Annotated in this window: 13 protein-coding genes and 2 pseudogenes; 11 read left to right on the top strand and 4 right to left on the bottom strand. The window is 38.2% G+C overall.

What is annotated here, in order from left to right; all coding sequences use genetic code 11:
• Positions 1-89: 89 nt before the first annotated feature.
• From ACZ5V8_RS12145 to ACZ5V8_RS12125, 5 genes are all read left to right on the top strand, one after another.
• A complete protein-coding gene (locus ACZ5V8_RS12145; protein WP_464218806.1) occupies positions 90-1,157 on the top strand; it encodes an IS701 family transposase in 1,068 nt (355 codons plus the stop codon).
• A complete protein-coding gene (locus ACZ5V8_RS12140) occupies positions 1,150-1,902 on the top strand; it encodes an MFS transporter (protein ID WP_464218813.1) in 753 nt (250 codons plus the stop codon). Before ACZ5V8_RS12145 ends, ACZ5V8_RS12140 begins: the two co-directional genes overlap by 8 nt.
• A 191-nt stretch (positions 1,903-2,093) precedes the next feature.
• Entirely contained in the window at positions 2,094-2,378 is a 285-nt protein-coding gene (locus ACZ5V8_RS12135) for a hypothetical protein (protein WP_464218812.1), read from the top strand.
• Positions 2,379-2,567: 189 nt separating this feature from the next.
• The gene (locus ACZ5V8_RS12130; RefSeq protein WP_464218811.1) at positions 2,568-4,070 is read left to right on the top strand and encodes a glycosyltransferase family 39 protein; all 1,503 of its coding nucleotides are present in this window, start codon (positions 2,568-2,570) and stop codon (positions 4,068-4,070) included.
• A gap of 27 nt (positions 4,071-4,097) precedes the next feature.
• Positions 4,098-6,065: an LTA synthase family protein gene (locus tag ACZ5V8_RS12125; protein WP_464218810.1), complete on the top strand. Its 1,968-nt coding sequence runs from the start codon at positions 4,098-4,100 to the stop codon at positions 6,063-6,065.
• Positions 6,066-6,067: 2 nt separating this feature from the next.
• Here the strand turns inward: ACZ5V8_RS12125 and ACZ5V8_RS12120 are convergent.
• Positions 6,068-7,117: pseudogene (locus ACZ5V8_RS12120) on the bottom strand (MFS transporter); the annotation flags it as partial.
• Between the two features lie 320 nt (positions 7,118-7,437).
• Between ACZ5V8_RS12120 and ACZ5V8_RS12115 the strand changes: the two are divergent.
• The 3 genes and pseudogenes from ACZ5V8_RS12115 to ACZ5V8_RS12105 form a co-directional block, all read left to right on the top strand.
• Positions 7,438-7,773, top strand: a pseudogene (locus ACZ5V8_RS12115) (thiamine pyrophosphate-binding protein); the annotation flags it as partial.
• Complete coding sequence (locus tag ACZ5V8_RS12110; RefSeq protein WP_464218886.1) at positions 7,771-9,084, top strand: thiamine pyrophosphate-dependent enzyme; 1,314 nt, start codon at positions 7,771-7,773, stop codon at positions 9,082-9,084. The pseudogene ACZ5V8_RS12115 and the gene ACZ5V8_RS12110, both read left to right, overlap by 3 nt.
• Before the next feature lie 29 nt (positions 9,085-9,113).
• Complete coding sequence (locus tag ACZ5V8_RS12105; RefSeq protein ID WP_464218809.1) at positions 9,114-10,496, top strand: aldehyde dehydrogenase family protein; 1,383 nt, start codon at positions 9,114-9,116, stop codon at positions 10,494-10,496.
• Here ACZ5V8_RS12105 and ACZ5V8_RS12100 read toward each other — a convergent pair whose 3' ends face one another.
• Both ACZ5V8_RS12100 and ACZ5V8_RS12095 read right to left on the bottom strand, forming a co-directional pair.
• A complete protein-coding gene (locus tag ACZ5V8_RS12100) occupies positions 10,497-11,057 on the bottom strand; it encodes an L-threonylcarbamoyladenylate synthase (RefSeq protein WP_464218808.1) in 561 nt (186 codons plus the stop codon).
• 43 nt (positions 11,058-11,100) lie between these two features.
• Positions 11,101-11,517 (bottom strand): Mpo1 family 2-hydroxy fatty acid dioxygenase, encoded by a 417-nt coding sequence (locus ACZ5V8_RS12095; protein ID WP_464218885.1) that lies wholly within the window; start codon positions 11,515-11,517, stop codon positions 11,101-11,103.
• A 321-nt stretch (positions 11,518-11,838) separates the two neighbouring features.
• Here ACZ5V8_RS12095 and ACZ5V8_RS12090 point away from each other — a divergent pair, with 321 nt between their 5' ends.
• Positions 11,839-11,964, top strand: coding sequence for a hypothetical protein (locus ACZ5V8_RS12090; protein WP_464218807.1), 126 nt, complete (start codon positions 11,839-11,841; stop codon positions 11,962-11,964).
• Here ACZ5V8_RS12090 and ACZ5V8_RS12085 read toward each other — a convergent pair.
• Complete coding sequence (locus ACZ5V8_RS12085) at positions 11,954-13,021, bottom strand: IS701 family transposase (protein WP_464218806.1); 1,068 nt, start codon at positions 13,019-13,021, stop codon at positions 11,954-11,956. The genes ACZ5V8_RS12090 and ACZ5V8_RS12085 overlap by 11 nt on opposite strands.
• Before the next feature lie 197 nt (positions 13,022-13,218).
• Here ACZ5V8_RS12085 and ACZ5V8_RS12080 point away from each other — a divergent pair, with 197 nt between their 5' ends.
• Complete coding sequence (locus ACZ5V8_RS12080) at positions 13,219-14,226, top strand: recombination-associated protein RdgC (protein ID WP_464218805.1); 1,008 nt, start codon at positions 13,219-13,221, stop codon at positions 14,224-14,226.
• Positions 14,219-15,688, top strand: coding sequence for a YfjI family protein (locus tag ACZ5V8_RS12075; RefSeq protein ID WP_464218804.1), 1,470 nt, complete (start codon positions 14,219-14,221; stop codon positions 15,686-15,688). The genes ACZ5V8_RS12080 and ACZ5V8_RS12075 overlap by 8 nt, the downstream gene beginning before the upstream one ends.
• Positions 15,689-15,699 lie beyond the last annotated feature (11 nt).

Below are 15,699 nucleotides of genomic sequence, written 5' to 3'. Positions count from 1 at the left end.
TAGGACTTACGCATTGATGGCAGCGTGATTATATGTTAGTTCCCCTGTATACTGATATGCACATGAATATGGATAGACTTTCAATAAAGATGGCAAGATTAGTAACTCGACCGCCAACAGCTCAATGCACATTACCAATGTACGTTGGTTTCCTTATTAGCGAACCCAAATTCGTTAGCTGTCAACGTGTTGCTGAAGTCTTGAACATATCCCATGATAGTGTGAATCGTTTTTTACAAAGAGAAAGCTATACACCCTTAGATTTGTATAATGAGGTGAAGCCAAATATTGACCCTTGTGGTGGCGTCTTAAGTGTTGATGATAGCGTATTAGATAAACCCTATTCTCATCAGATCTCCTATGTTGGGCATTATTATTCCGGAAAGCATCATGCTGTGGTGAAAGGAATCAATTTGATTACGCTATATTACACTGACTCTCATGATCGCAGCTTTCCTGTTAACTATCGTATTTATGACAAATCTGAAGGCAAAACCAAGAATGAATATTTTTTGGAAATGCTTCATGAAGTTCTATCATGGGGGTTATCCCCTGCTTGGGTCACTGGTGATAGCTGGTATAGTTGCGTTAAGAATTTGAAGGCCATAAAAAACCATGGTTTGGGATTTTTATTTGCACTAGAGAGTAATCGCAAAGTATCTGAGCATAAAGGAAAGTGGCAACTTGTGCGTGATTTAGAAATACCCGATGAAGGTTTATTAGTTTGGCTAAAAGAATATGGACATACCAAGCTTTTTAGGACGCATTTGAAAGACCAAATGAGGCATTATGTTATGGATGTACCATTTTCTGAAGATCCAACTGATGACTCAGGGAAATGGATGACAGTTACCCAATCAGTTTTTTCCAAACTCCATGCACAGCACTGGCAAATAGAACAATACCATCGAGTTATAAAGCAGGTGTGTCATATCGAACATTTTCAGGTACGCACTGCATCTTCTGTCAATACACATATTTTTGCAGGTATTTGTGGTTATGTTGCACTACAAAGAATGAAAGTGACTGACCTGATGAAAAACTGTTATCAGCTATCCAGAGATCTCTTTAAAACAGTTATTGCACAGTTTGTAAAAGAGTTTGCACCCTCAATGGGATCGCTATTACCAAAATTTACGCCATCCATCAATGCGTAAGTCCTATGGTATATTGATTGCGCTGTTGGTGATTAGCATCGTTAAAAATAACACAGATAACATTCAAGGCTTTCGTATTTTAAAAAAATCAGAGCCTGTGCGTTATGGGCTTTTGGCATTAATGAAGCAGCCTCAGGTATGGCTTATTGCTATTTTCTCAGCTTGTGTGTACTTCTCAATTGAGTATTTATCGGAAAATAGTGGTAAGGCTTTTTTGATGCTCCATGGATTTAGCTCAGATGCTTCCTCTGACATGCTAACGGTCTCTTGGCTTGGCTATGCAATTGGTTGTCCGCTTCTTGGGCTTATTTCAGATGTGCTAAATAAGCGCAAAAAAGTTATGATGCTATCGGCCTTTTGTGGTCTGGTTGCGGTCATATTGATTGTGTACTTCCCAATTAATATCGTTGTGATAACAATTGCCTTTTTCCTTCTTGGTATTGGCGCAAGTGGGCAAAGTATTGGCTTTGCTATCATGGCTGAGCAATGTAATCATAATTATCTAGCAGCAGGCTTAGGATTAAATAATGCCATGATTATGCTGGTGACAGGCATCTGTGCGCCAATCGTTGGCGCTGTTATTTCGCATTTATCACAAGGAAGCGCTATCAGTATTAGCAATTATCAAAGCGCTTTTATTGTGTTAATTGCCTTTATGTTTATTGCGCTGATTGTTTCAAGCTTCTTTATTAAGGAGACATTTTGTAAATCAACTAAAGAGACCACCAAGCTCTCAGTGGAGTGAGGTTGCGCCTTATTTTATATCTAAGCCAACCATTATTATAAAAATCAGCTAAAATTAGTATATCCATCTTGAAGTATTTTGTGGGACTTAGTTGTAAAAAAGTTTGCAGAAATCATGCGAAGACAAAGTGAAAAGTGCTATGAAATACTTTTCTGATGCCTATAGATCACTTTGAGTGGAGGATGATTGATATGTATACGAATAATAAAAGCTTTATGAATCTTGTATTTTATGCAGAACTCTTGGCGATTGGTTTTTTTATCACTTTTGTTGTTTATATATTAATTGGCAAGGTTATCCCTAAGATCATGCTGTATGAGCCGATTGATTTAGTGATTGCAATTATTTGCGGTGGAGTTGTAATGCTGGTTTGTTGGCAAACTATGAAACACTTAGGTTACCCTAATGCGAGGGTGGATGATAACAGCGAAACAGAGAGCTATAAAAAGTATATTAAACCAATGGCGCCTAAATAGTAAAAGCAGCTTTTTTCTTTTATAATCTCCAAGGATGTTTTAACCTTAGCCTTTTCATGACTGTTAATGCAATATAATTTAAAATCACCGTATTTTAGGCGCGTTTATTCTAGCGGTAGATTGCAGTTGAAAAACAAATTTTCCTTGTTATGATACATAAAATATTATTTTCTAGGGACAGTGTGTTTTATGCAAAGGCTACCAAAAGCAAGCTATTTACTTTGGTCGTTTTTTATTATCTATGCGTTTTTGTGGGTGTTAACCCCTTCACTTGTTAGGTTTGTGACGCCAATGGACTCTACTGAGGGAGCCATGTGGGGGCAGGTTTTACAGTGGGGGTATCCGAGAGATCCTTGGTTTAATGCGCTTTTAACAAAATTTGCACTTTGGGTAAGTGGTGATCAAGATTGGAGCGTATATCTGCTCTCGCAATTGATGGTGCTCTTAGCGATTTGGTCCGTATGGCGCCTTGGCAGAATCATTTTAAAAAATGATTATTTGGCCTTGGTTGCTGTTATTATTCTAGTTGCCATCCAATATTACAATTTAGGGGTCGTTGACTTTAACGATAATGCTTGTGAACTTGGGCTTTGGCCTTTGATGTTTTTGTATTTCTACCGGAGTTTGACAACAAATAGGCTAAAGCATTGGTTATATTTGGGTGTGATTGCAGGTGTTGGGATGATGGCGAAGTATTACACGGCCGTGCCACTTGTAACCATGTTCCTGTTTATGCTATTTGATAAATCAAACCATCGTTTTTTTAAAGAGTATAAAATATACTTGGCGCTTGTTATTGTTTTTGCCATTTCCACACCGCATGCTATTTGGTTGTTTGTTTATGATTTTGTTCCTATTCAGTTTTCACTATCTGTCTTGCATCGCTCAGCGGATACAGCAAGTCTTTTTACTAAGCATTTTGGTTATGGGATTGATTTTTTCTTTGCGCAAATAGGCACATTTATGGGCGCTGTTGCTGTGTTTCTTTTTGGTTATTTTGGCAAAGTAAAAAACAATAAACTCAATGATAAGCCTGTGATCAGTCAATATGATCATCGATTTTTGTTTTATGTGGGTATTGCACCATTTTTATTAACCGTTTTGATTTCAATGACAACAGGATGGCGCATTTATACGATGTGGGGAATTCCACTTTTAAGCATGTGGTGCGTGATTTTACTTGCATGGACTAAACCTATTTTAACAAAAGCGAAAGTATATCGTGTTATGTTTGTTGCGGGACTCGTTACCGTATTATTAATTACAGGTTATAGTATTTCACTATCAAGAAGTAAGACCTCAAGTGCCAATTATCCTGCAAGAGCAATTGCTAAAATCATGACAGAATCTTGGCATGAGCGCTATCATACGCCACTTCGCTATGTGGCAGGGTATAACCGTCCAGTTAGTTATATGGCAAGATACTCTCAAGATCGCCCGGAAGGATTAATTGATTTTAATCCAGCACTTAATCCTGCGCTTAATATGAAAGATTTGCGTGAAAAAGGTGCTGTATTTATTCTTATTCCTCAAATGGAAGGTCACGATCATTTCTCCAAGGAGATTTTAAATGAATATCCCAATTTAATTATTACACCTTTTCAAGAAGTAAAATGGGAAAGAGCAAAACCAAATCAAAAGCCAATGCGTTTTCAGATTGCCTATTTGCCACCCGCCCATTTGACTAAATAGTTAAAATTGCATCTACAGGGGCTTGATATGCAGCTTATTTTACCCATTATCGCTTTTTCTTTGTTAAGTGGCGTGATCTTCACTTTAGGACGGGTATTTTTCTATTATCGTTATTCAGATAAAAAAATGCGCCCAGCATATCAAAAAGACCTTTTCAAAGCGCATGTGCTGGGCATTCGCTTTGATTTGAAAAATATAGCTTCAGTTAACTTCTTTCCACTAGTCCTTGCAATTGCCGCTTTTTTCTTTCCAGTGCTGAGCTTTAGCTTTTATATCATCATATTAGTGTATTATTTTCTGGCATTGATTGCATTTTTAACGATGATTATTACAGATTATTTTTTCTATTCTTACTTCAGCGATAGAATAAACTACCTTATCTGGGGGCTTATCGATGATGATTTGAAAGCCTTATTAATTACGATTTGGAAAGATTATAATGTGATAGGGTATCTTGCGGGTATCTTGCTTTTATTGGTCTGTGTCTTTGTTGTTTTAAAGCTGGTACTACTCTCTGCGTTTATTCCTATATTTCACTCACTTTGGAGCTTTTTGCTGATTTGGGTTGTTTTAGTTGTGCTAAATATTATCTTCACACGTGGCACTTTAAGACATATGCCGTTGTCAGTGAAACATGCGTATGTCAGTGAGCATGCTTTTTTAAATTCACTTTGTAATAACCCTGTTACCTTGATGTATTACATGATGAAAATGCGTAAGAAAAGCAAAAATAATAAAGAGTTTGAAACGCCGCTGTACCAGGACTTCAATAAAGTGAAAGAAGTCATATCGCCACATTCTAATGCCAGCACCGTTCAAGAGCTTATGCTGCGTCAAAGCGCTTCATTCGAGCAAAAAAAGCCACCACATGTGGTTGTGTTTATGATGGAGAGTTTTGGTTCCCAGTTTTTAATTGAAGATAAAGAGGCAAGAAAGCTTTTAGGCTCATTAGAGCCGCACTTTGATCAAGATCAGGTATTTTATAACTTTCTATCAGATGCAAACGGGACAGCAGAGAGTTTTGCCTCATTGATTGCAAATATGATGATGTTGCCTTTTGCAAATGCACTTACTGAATCACAATACTTAAATCAGCTATTACCTTCTTCTGTTGCCGCGCTTTATAAGCAATTAGGTTATGAAACAATGGCAGCCTATGGAGGGCTTCTCTCTTGGCGAAACATTGGTAAATTTCTTGAGTCGCAAGGGTTTGATCATATAAAAGGTGAGAAGAATATTACACATGAGCTTGGACTCGATGAGAAATCTGATATTGGCAATGAGTGGGGGCTATATGATGGATATCTGATTGACTATGTTGGCAAATATCTGCAAAAGGCAACTACGCCACAATTTATTGTTGTATTGAGTACCACAAATCACCCGCCTTTTTCTACAGATCCGTCGTTTGAGTTTGCAAATATGGCCTTAGTTGAAAAATACCAAAATCGATTTCTTCGATCAGATGAGGCACTGAAGCGTTTTAAAGTATATGAATATTGTAATGATGCACTGGGTCGTTTTGTGTCAACTGTAAAAGAGTCACATTTAGCAGAGGAAACGGTAATCGCAATCACAGGTGATCACGCTTATCGAGGGTATAAAACCTCTGATCAAGAGATGTTTTTAAAATCAGCAGTTCCGTTTTATTTATATGCTCCAAGTGAAGCACTGGCAAGATATACGATTGATACAAGTAAGTTTGGCTCGCATAAGGATATTATGCCAACTTTAATTGAGCTCACTCTGCCAAATACCAGCTATTATGCCATTGGGCATAGCATGCTCTCAAATGCCAAGGAGGGTGTGGCGTTTAACTCGACAGGTTTGGCTGCAAATAAAGATGGCGCTGTTTTACTCGGTTCACAAGCTGTGTTCTATCAGTTTGAAGAAGGGCTTTATACCAAATCGAGCCAGAAAAATGAGGCACTTGAGCATTTACTTTATCAATATTATGCCTCTATTGATGTAACAGCATTATTTTTAAAAGGGTAAGTTTATTCTGCCTTCGGTGCTGCAAGTAGCGCAAAAAAAGCGATAATAATGCAAATGATAATGTATATAAAACTGGCCTCAAAATCATGCGCGCTAAAGTATTGAATCTCTTGATCATTGAATAGGCGCATAATAATACCAGAAAGTGGAATTAAAATAGCTGTTGTGATAAATACAAGAAAATTACACGCACCTATTGAAGTGCCTTTGGCATGCTCAGGGGTATGATTTTTAGTGACAGCAAATACCAAAATTTGGGCGCCTGAGAATAAGCCTAATAAGAACATGGCTATGCCCAAGATGATCATATCACTAAATAACGGAGTGTAAATAATTAAGCTAAAAACCACCAATACTCCGATATAGCTGATAAGAATCGTGGCTTTAAAGGATTGCATTTTATCAGAGATGATTCCAGCAAGGGGGCTGCCAAACACCCAACCAAATAATACTAGTGAGCAAAGTGTTGCTGCATCTTGAGAGCTAAGTAAATATGCTTTTTCTAGATAGGGAACGCCCCAGAGCATTGCAAATACGGTTGTTGGAATAAAGATAAACCCGCCTGATAGCGAGATAAACCAGCAGCGATAATTTTTGATAAAAGGTAAATAGTTTTTAAAAAGGCTGCCTTTTTTATGAGCGGCTTTTGTTAATGCAGCAGGCCTTTTAGGAATAATAAATAAAAGAATAACCGTTAGAATAACCCCAATAACCGCGAGCGCAATCCAATCATTTGGCCAGTTACTCGCAGTTGTTGTGCGCACTAAAATAGCTTGCCCTGCAATGCCGCCAATCATACCCATGGCTTGAGTTAACCCAAATACAAGCCCATGATGAGATTTATCTATCCAGTTCGTTGCAACATAGATAATGCCAACAAAGGCAAATGCTGAGCCCGCACCGATCAATAGTCTACCAATCAACATCGTTGTGCTATCTTGCACAATAAATAAAAAGCAGCCAATGGCACATAAAAGGACGGCAAAAGGCAAAATCTTTTTACCGCCAAATTTATCCATTAAAGAGCCAGCAACAAGCTGTAGTGGGGCATAGCTATATAGAAAGCCCCGATAATGGCAGCAATGGCTAGGTTATTAACATGAAGGTACTGTTTAAGTTGTTTGATCATAATGCTTGGTGCTGAGCGCAAAATATACTCATAGAAATAAAAAAACGCGACGATAAACCAGATGATCCAGTCATGATGTTTGTATTTGTGTATTTGCATATTGTTATCCAATAACCCTAGATGCGTTTAAGTATACTGAAGAATAAAAAATTGTCATAAGCATTATCAATGCTTGTGAAGGTGTTGCATCGATAATGATCCTTGCTAAGATTGACTTATCAGCTTTTCAAAAAGGTGGCTTGTATGAAAGCATCTGATTTGTTATTAAAGTGCATTGAGGCACAAGGAAGCTATAGAATATATGGTGTTCCAGGTGAGGAAAATGCCGATGTAATGAGTTCACTTTTAGACTCTAACATTGAGTTTTTAACCATGCGTCATGAGCAAACAGCAGCATTTAGTGCAGCGATGGAGGGTTATTTAACAGGACAGCCTGGAGTTTGTTTATCAACATGAGGTCCAGGGGCAACCAATCTTCTAACAGGTTTTGCTCAAGCAAATATGGATCATATGCCTTTAATTGTCATTATTGGTCAGGCAAGTACACACAGGTTACATAAGATATCACACCAGAATATGGACTCGGTGGATATGTATAAATCTGTCACCAAGTGGGCGGTGACGATTCGTGATGCAGACACGATTCCTGAAATCGTCGCCAAGGCATTCAAGCGAGCACAAGAGGGCTTACCAGGGGCGGTTTTAATTGAGTTTCCAGAAGATATTGCAGCAATGGAAGTAAATGCCAAACTCAGTATTTTGCCAAAAATTACAGTCAGTGATAACAAAGAGATTGCAGAGGAGTCGATCTCAAGTTTTATTCAATTATTGCAAAGTGCTAAAAAACCGATTGTTCTTGCAGGTGATTCAGCTGTGCGTCAAGCGTTAGATAAACCGCTTAAGCGCTTTCTAACAACGGCAAATCTTTATGGTGCAAGCACTTTTATGGGTAAAGGGGTGATTTCAGATCATTATGAGAAATCACTGTATACCGTTGGTATGGGGATGAAAGATATAGCAGTTAAGGCATTTGATGAAGCTGACCTTGTGATCTTTATCGGTTATGATCTTGTTGAATGGGCGCCTGATAGATGGAACCCGCGTGGGGATAAAAAAATTATTCATATCAACGTTGCACCGGCTGAAGTGGATAGTGCCTATTTGCCAAGCTTAGAGATGATCGGTGATATCGGAGGTATACTCACTCAGATTAATAAACAACTCACTCAAGGCTGTACTAAAGATGATATTCAATCATTTAAAGCAATACAAAAACTGGTTAAGGATGATCTTAATCAAGATGATAACAATGACTCATTCCCCTCTAAACCAAAAGCATTTTTACATAGATTGCGAGAAGTTTTAGCCGATGATGATTTGTTATTTAGTGATGTTGGGGCACATAAGATGTGGGTCGCAAGGCAGTATCGAGCATATCAATCAAAAACTTGTTTTATCAGTAATGGGTTTTGCTCTATGGGCGGCAGTATGCCATCGGCATTGGCTGCAAAACAGATTCACCCTAATAGGCGCGTTGTAGCACTTTGTGGTGATGGTGGTTTCATTATGAGTATACAAGCTTTAGCCTCTGCCAGTGCATTAAAACAAGCTATTACCGTTATTATATGGATTGATGATCATTATGGATTAATCAAGTGGAAGCAGGAAATGCATTTTAATCAGTATCCACATATTGATTTACATAACCCAAATTTACTACAGGTAGCAGAGGCTTTTGGTTGTTATGCCGAAGTGATTGAGGCGCCTTCTATGTTGGCTGAGGCATTTGAGAGAATTGATAAGATAACAGATCGACCAAGTGTTCTTTTGGTTCCAATTGACTATAGTGAGAATATGAAGCTCTTTGAACATTTAAAACGAATTGTTTAACCTTTTTTAATTTCAACGGTGGAAAAGTGATGATTGATAAATATCAAAGTATAAATCCAGCAACGGGAGAGACTCTCGGGGAGTATCCCACTTTATCAAAGATACAGTTAGATGAAGTGATTTTGGATGTAAAAGATGCACAAAAACGTTGGCATGAGCATACGATTGATCAAAGGCTTAAATGTATTGAAAAAATCGGACAAATTTTGCTTAAAAATAAGCATGACTATGCGCTTCTTATGACAAATGAAATGGGAAAAACGCTTAAAGAGAGTATCGCTGAGGTAGAGAAGTGTGCCTTTTTATGTTCGTATTATACCGAGCATGGCAAAGCATTTATGGCGGCTCAGAAAATTGATTTTGAAGGGCTTAATGCTGAGCGTGTCTTTGAGCCACTTGGTGTGATCTATACCATTATGCCGTGGAACTTTCCTTTTTGGCAGGTCTTAAGAGCTGCAATTCCAAGTTTACTGATCGGTAATGGCATTGTATTAAAACATGCAGAGAATGTCATTGGTGCAGGTTATGCGATTGAATCTATTATCTTTGAAGCAACAGGGTTAAATATCTTTAAAAACATCGCAATTGATTTGAGTTTATCAGAGCATATTATTAAACATCCTGATATTGCGGCAGTGACCTTAACGGGTAGTAATCGAGCGGGAGCCATTGTTGCCAAACAAGCAGGTGAGGTGTTTAAAAAGGCCGTTTTAGAGCTAGGTGGCTCAGATGCTTGTATTATTCGTGCTGATGTTGATGTTGATGAAGTGGCGAAGCACATAGTCAAAGTGAGAATGGCCAATGCAGGTCAGGTGTGTATTTCACCCAAGCGATTAATTGTGGATGTCAGTATTAAAGAGGCATTTGAAAAAGCAGTTCTTGAGGCTGTTAAAACGATTAAAATGGGGAATCCGTTGGATGATGAGACAACAATGGGACCTATGGCCAGGGCGCATCTTAGGGATAATCTCAATAGACAAATTGCTAAGAGTATTGATCAAGGTGCAAGATTGCTGATAGGCGGCAAAGAAGTTCCAAGTGAGAATGCGCATGTTGTATACTATGAGCCAACTGTGTTGACAAATGTCACCCCTGAAATGACAGCCTTTCAGGAGGAGCTTTTTGGTCCTGTAATCAGTATTATTGTCTCGCATAATGACGAGGAGGCAATCGCGCTTGCAAATCAATCACAGTATGGCCTAGGAAGCGGCATTTTCACACAAGATATCGATTATGCAAAAAAGGTGGCAAAACATCGAATTGAAGCTGGGATGTGCTTTATTAACCAATGTGTCGCCTCTCACCCCGCTTTACCATTTGGGGGTGTCAAGCAATCGGGTTATGGTAGAGAGTGTTCCGTTGAAGCGCTTCGAGAGCTTGCAAATGTGAAAACAGTGCTTGTCGCTAGCTGATTATTCCCTAATAACTTTGCCAGATATCAGATCGATAATTTTTGAGGGCTTGTTTGTACCTTGAGTGCTTTCAGGGTAGATATACGAAATTTCTCCTTTGAAATATTGCAAAATTTCATTGGCTGTTGCAGCAGGTGGCATACTAGAGATATTTGCACTTGTTGAGATGATTGCCTCTCCCATCCGCTTGGTAATCTCACACAATACAGGATGTGTACTAAGTCGTATCGCGATGCTATCAAATTTGCCAGTTAGCCATTGGTATTGTTTCTTAACAGGGCAAATCCAAGTAGTGGCTCTTTTTGTAGTGTTTTGGCGTATTTTGTCTAAGTGCTCTGCTTTGAGATTGGTTACATCAATATAAGGGATAAGGTGGTTGATATCTCCAGAAAGAACAATAAATCCTTTTTCTTTAGGGCGCTTTTTTAAGGCAATGATTTGTGAGATAGCTTTAGGGGTGATGATTGAGCTTAAGCCGTAAATAGACTCTGTCGGCAAAGCAACGATATCATGCTGCTGCAGGTGATTCACTGCGTTTATAATTGCAGATTCTTTTATCATTATTAAATTAATGGATTATATTCATACTAAAGATGGCATTATTCTAGTTTAATTTTGTATCAATAGCACGGCTTAATATCCATAAAGGGCCCACTAATAGAAATTGTAAATCCTTCAAGAAAGAGGGCTTTTTCCCCTCTATCTGATGACCAATAAATTGAAATATCCAACTAATGATAAAAAGAACAATACAGATAGTTAACATATAAGGGAGAATCGCTAAAATTCCGATCATAACTAATGTGATAACAAGCATGTAAATACTCAGCTTTAGCGACAGTTTGATATAAAAAATCATACTAACCACAACGATCAACCCAAGTAGCCAACCTGAAATACTCCATAGTATTCCAAGCAGGCTAAACATGATGACAGGAACACAGATATAGTGAATTTTCTTATTGGTTTGGTTTTGGTGGCTTTGTGCATACTCATCTAGCCAGCTTTGTAAATCTCTCATGTCTAATAGGTGTGAAGGTGTAATTGATAGCATAAAGGGTAGCATGAACTTATCTATTTAAAAATACCTGCCTGTATCTTCCTTGAAAATTCCACTGTCTTTGCTTCACTAACATACATGGCTATAGCACTCGCGAATCATTTTTCGGTGTTTAATGTTGAAGAAGTTTTTGATAGTTTTAAGTCATTGGGTTGCAGGTAATAGCTCGGACTATTAGCAATATCTGATGACTCAAAAGAACAAGAAATTCAATGGCAGAAATAGGGTAAAATGGTTTGCGGGTGGTATATAGTTGGTTAGTACGTAATGAAAGGAGGGAATATGGATGAGAAAACCATGAACTTGCAGGAGCAAATTTCACAAAGGGAAAAAGCAAGAAAAAGGGCAAAAAGCCTGTCTTTTGATAGTATTGCAACGCATGGAGTATATGTAGGACTTACGCATTGATGGATGGCGTAAATTTTGGTAATAGCGATCCCATTGAGGGTGCAAACTCTTTTACAAACTGTGCAATAACTGTTTTAAAGAGATCTCTGGATAGCTGATAACAGTTTTTCATCAGGTCAGTCACTTTCATTCTTTGTAGTGCAACATAACCACAAATACCTGCAAAAATATGTGTATTGACAGAAGATGCAGTGCGTACCTGAAAATGTTCGATATGACACACCTGCTTTATAACTCGATGGTATTGTTCTATTTGCCAGTGCTGTGCATGGAGTTTGGAAAAAACTGATTGGGTAACTGTCATCCATTTCCCTGAGTCATCAGTTGGATCTTCAGAAAATGGTACATCCATAACATAATGCCTCATTTGGTCTTTCAAATGCGTCCTAAAAAGCTTGGTATGTCCATATTCTTTTAGCCAAACTAATAAACCTTCATCGGGTATTTCTAAATCACGCACAAGTTGCCACTTTCCTTTATGCTCAGATACTTTGCGATTACTCTCTAGTGCAAATAAAAATCCCAAACCATGGTTTTTTATGGCCTTCAAATTCTTAACGCAACTATACCAGCTATCACCAGTGACCCAAGCAGGGGATAACCCCCATGATAGAACTTCATGAAGCATTTCCAAAAAATATTCATTCTTGGTTTTGCCTTCAGATTTGTCATAAATACGATAGTTAACAGGAAAGCTGCGATCATGAGAGTCAGTGTAATATAGCGTAATCAAATTGATTCCTTTCACCACAGCATGATGCTTTCCGGAATAATAATGCCCAACATAGGAGATCTGATGAGAATAGGGTTTATCTAATACGCTATCATCAACACTTAAGACGCCACCACAAGGGTCAATATTTGGCTTCACCTCATTATACAAATCTAAGGGTGTATAGCTTTCTCTTTGTAAAAAACGATTCACACTATCATGGGATATGTTCAAGACTTCAGCAACACGTTGACAGCTAACGAATTTGGGTTCGCTAATAAGGAAACCAACGTACATTGGTAATGTGCATTGAGCTGTTGGCGGTCGAGTTACTAATCTTGCCATCTTTATTGAAAGTCTATCCATATTCATGTGCATATCAGTATACAGGGGAACTAACATATAATCACGCTGCCATCAATGCGTAAGTCCTAAATAAGACAAAAAGAAAAGTAAAACAAATAATTATTGTGGAAGTTGCTGATAATGTATAATAAGTCAGCGATTAAAATACTGAAATTAATGTTAAAGTTGAGGATTATATGTTTTTTAAAAATGTTACTGCATTTAAGTTAAATCAAGAAATTGACGTTGAGCAACTGGCAAATTCACTCGGTGATTTTGCTTTTAAATCATGCGCACCAGGTCAGGCATCAGCATCAGGATGGGTGCATCCTTTTATCAAAGATCATGAAGATACATTCCACAGTATCAATGCATTCCATCTGCTTTGTATTAAAACAGAGGAGAAGGTGTTGCCATCTCAGGTTGTTAATGAGCATACCGCACAGAAGATCGAAGAAATTGAGCGTCTGCAAAATACAAAAATAGGTAAGCACGAAAAAGAAACGATTAAAGATGAAGTACAACAGATGCTACTAACCAAGGCATTTAGTAAATCAAAACAAACCTATGGTTATATTGATTCTGCTAATGGCTTTCTTGTCATTGACAGTAATTCAGACAAAACCATTGATGATTTCTCAGCGCTATTACGCAAAGCGCTTGGGTCTTTGAAGATTCAACCACTTTATGAGGATATATCAGCAACGTTAACGGTATGGTTTAAAGATGGAACCGCACCCAGTGATATAGTGATCGAAGATAAATGCAAACTTGTAACCGACCAAGGCGATGGCGTTGCCAATATCACCTGTCAGGGCAATACAATGCTGTCAGACAATATCTTAGCCTTTATTGAAGCAGGTGGTGCCATATCTGAGCTTGCCATCTCATGGCGTGATCAGCTTAGCTTAACGGTAAATGATCGTTTTCAGTGGAAATCAATCAAATTTCTTGAAGGCTTAAAAGATCTTAATAATGAGTTAGAAAAGGAAGATAAAATTATGCGCCAAGAAGCGGACTTTCTATTGATGGCGGAAACATTTGCTGAGCTTTTAAATCAAGCTGAAGCTTACTTCAATACAACGGATAATCAGGTGCCACTGGTCTATGATGATATACAATCACAGGTAGCTGAAGAATCAAATAACGAAAGTGTTGAAACTGCTAAAACTGCTGAAGAAAAAACTGAAGACTATCATGAGTAAAATGCAGGATTGGAGAACACCCATACCGTTATCTCACATATCAGCAAACAAACATGAATATCCTATTGATGCCTTGCCTGAGATTATTAGAAATGCGGTAAAATCATACGCAGACTATGGTCAACAGCCAATAGCGCTGCTGGCTAATAGTGCATTGTCTAATATTTCACTTGCCTGTCAAGGGTTAGCCAATGTCGCGCGTGACGCTGTTTTAGTTAGTCCAATCTCGATGTATTTTATTACCGTGGCTTCCAGTGGTGAGCGAAAATCTGCAGCAGATAAGGTGTTTGGACAGGGAATTGAAGAATGGGAACTTGAAACAACTCAACATCTGCTACCTGAATACCAGCGCATGAAGAATGAGCACACAACGTGGTCAATTAAGCGCAAAGGCTTATTGATGATGCTAAAGCGCATGGCAAAAGCAGGCGAAAATGCAGATGAGCAGGAATCTCAATATGACTCAGTAATGCTTGATGAGCCTGAAATACCGCTATTGCCTAAACTAAAATATGAGGATATAACGGTTGAAGCACTCAGCGAAAACCTGTCAAAAGAATATCCAACCGGAAGTATTTGGTCAGATGAGGCAGGCATATTTCTATCTAGCCCAACTATGCAGAAGGACAACACAAAGTTTGCCAGTATATTAAACCGCCTCTGGGATGGTAAGCCCATATCAATTCATCGCAAAACAACGGGAAATCTTTTCATTAAAGACAGACGCTTCACCTTGAATCTGATGATGCAGCCGCTGCTTTTAGAGCAAATGACTAAAAAACATGATGGGATTAATCGCAATAGTGGTTTCTTTGCACGGACACTTTTTGCTTATCCTGAATCAACCATGGGTAATCGTTACTATAAAGAACCTGCCAGTAGTGTTAATGAAGATCTTGAGCGCTTTCATGCGCGAATCAAAAGCTGTCTGAATAAAACACTTCCCGTTGACCAGTATGGTTTTGGGCATATCCCAACGCTTAAGTTTAGCCAGACAGCTAAGTCAATATGGGTTAAATATTTTGATTATATTGAGTCAGCCATTGCCAATGAATATCATTGGCACAGCATTCATGATCTGGCATCAAAAGCCAGTGAAAATATTGCTCGATTAAGTGCACTTCTTCATATTTTTGACGATCAACAGGGCACAGAAATTAGGGTCAACTACGTTGAGTCAGCTTATCAAATCATTGAATGGCATCTTAACGAAGCTAAACGCATCTTTGGTGATAACAAAGAAACTCAAGTTGAGCATGATGCCAAAATTATCCTTAAATGGATCAAAGACAAAGAATTAGTCGAAACGACTCCTAGAGACATTTTAAGATCAAGTCCATTGCGTGATAAAGCAAGACGTGACAAGGCATTAAAACTACTTGAGAAAACAAATAACATACAAATTGTATCTCTAAACAAAAGTAATCTGATACATTTTAATCCTTCAATATTTGACAAATAGTTATTGCTAAA

It is taken from the genome of Cysteiniphilum sp. GTC20157, assembly GCF_055396795.1.
This window is presented reverse-complemented; position numbering and strand designations above follow the sequence as displayed.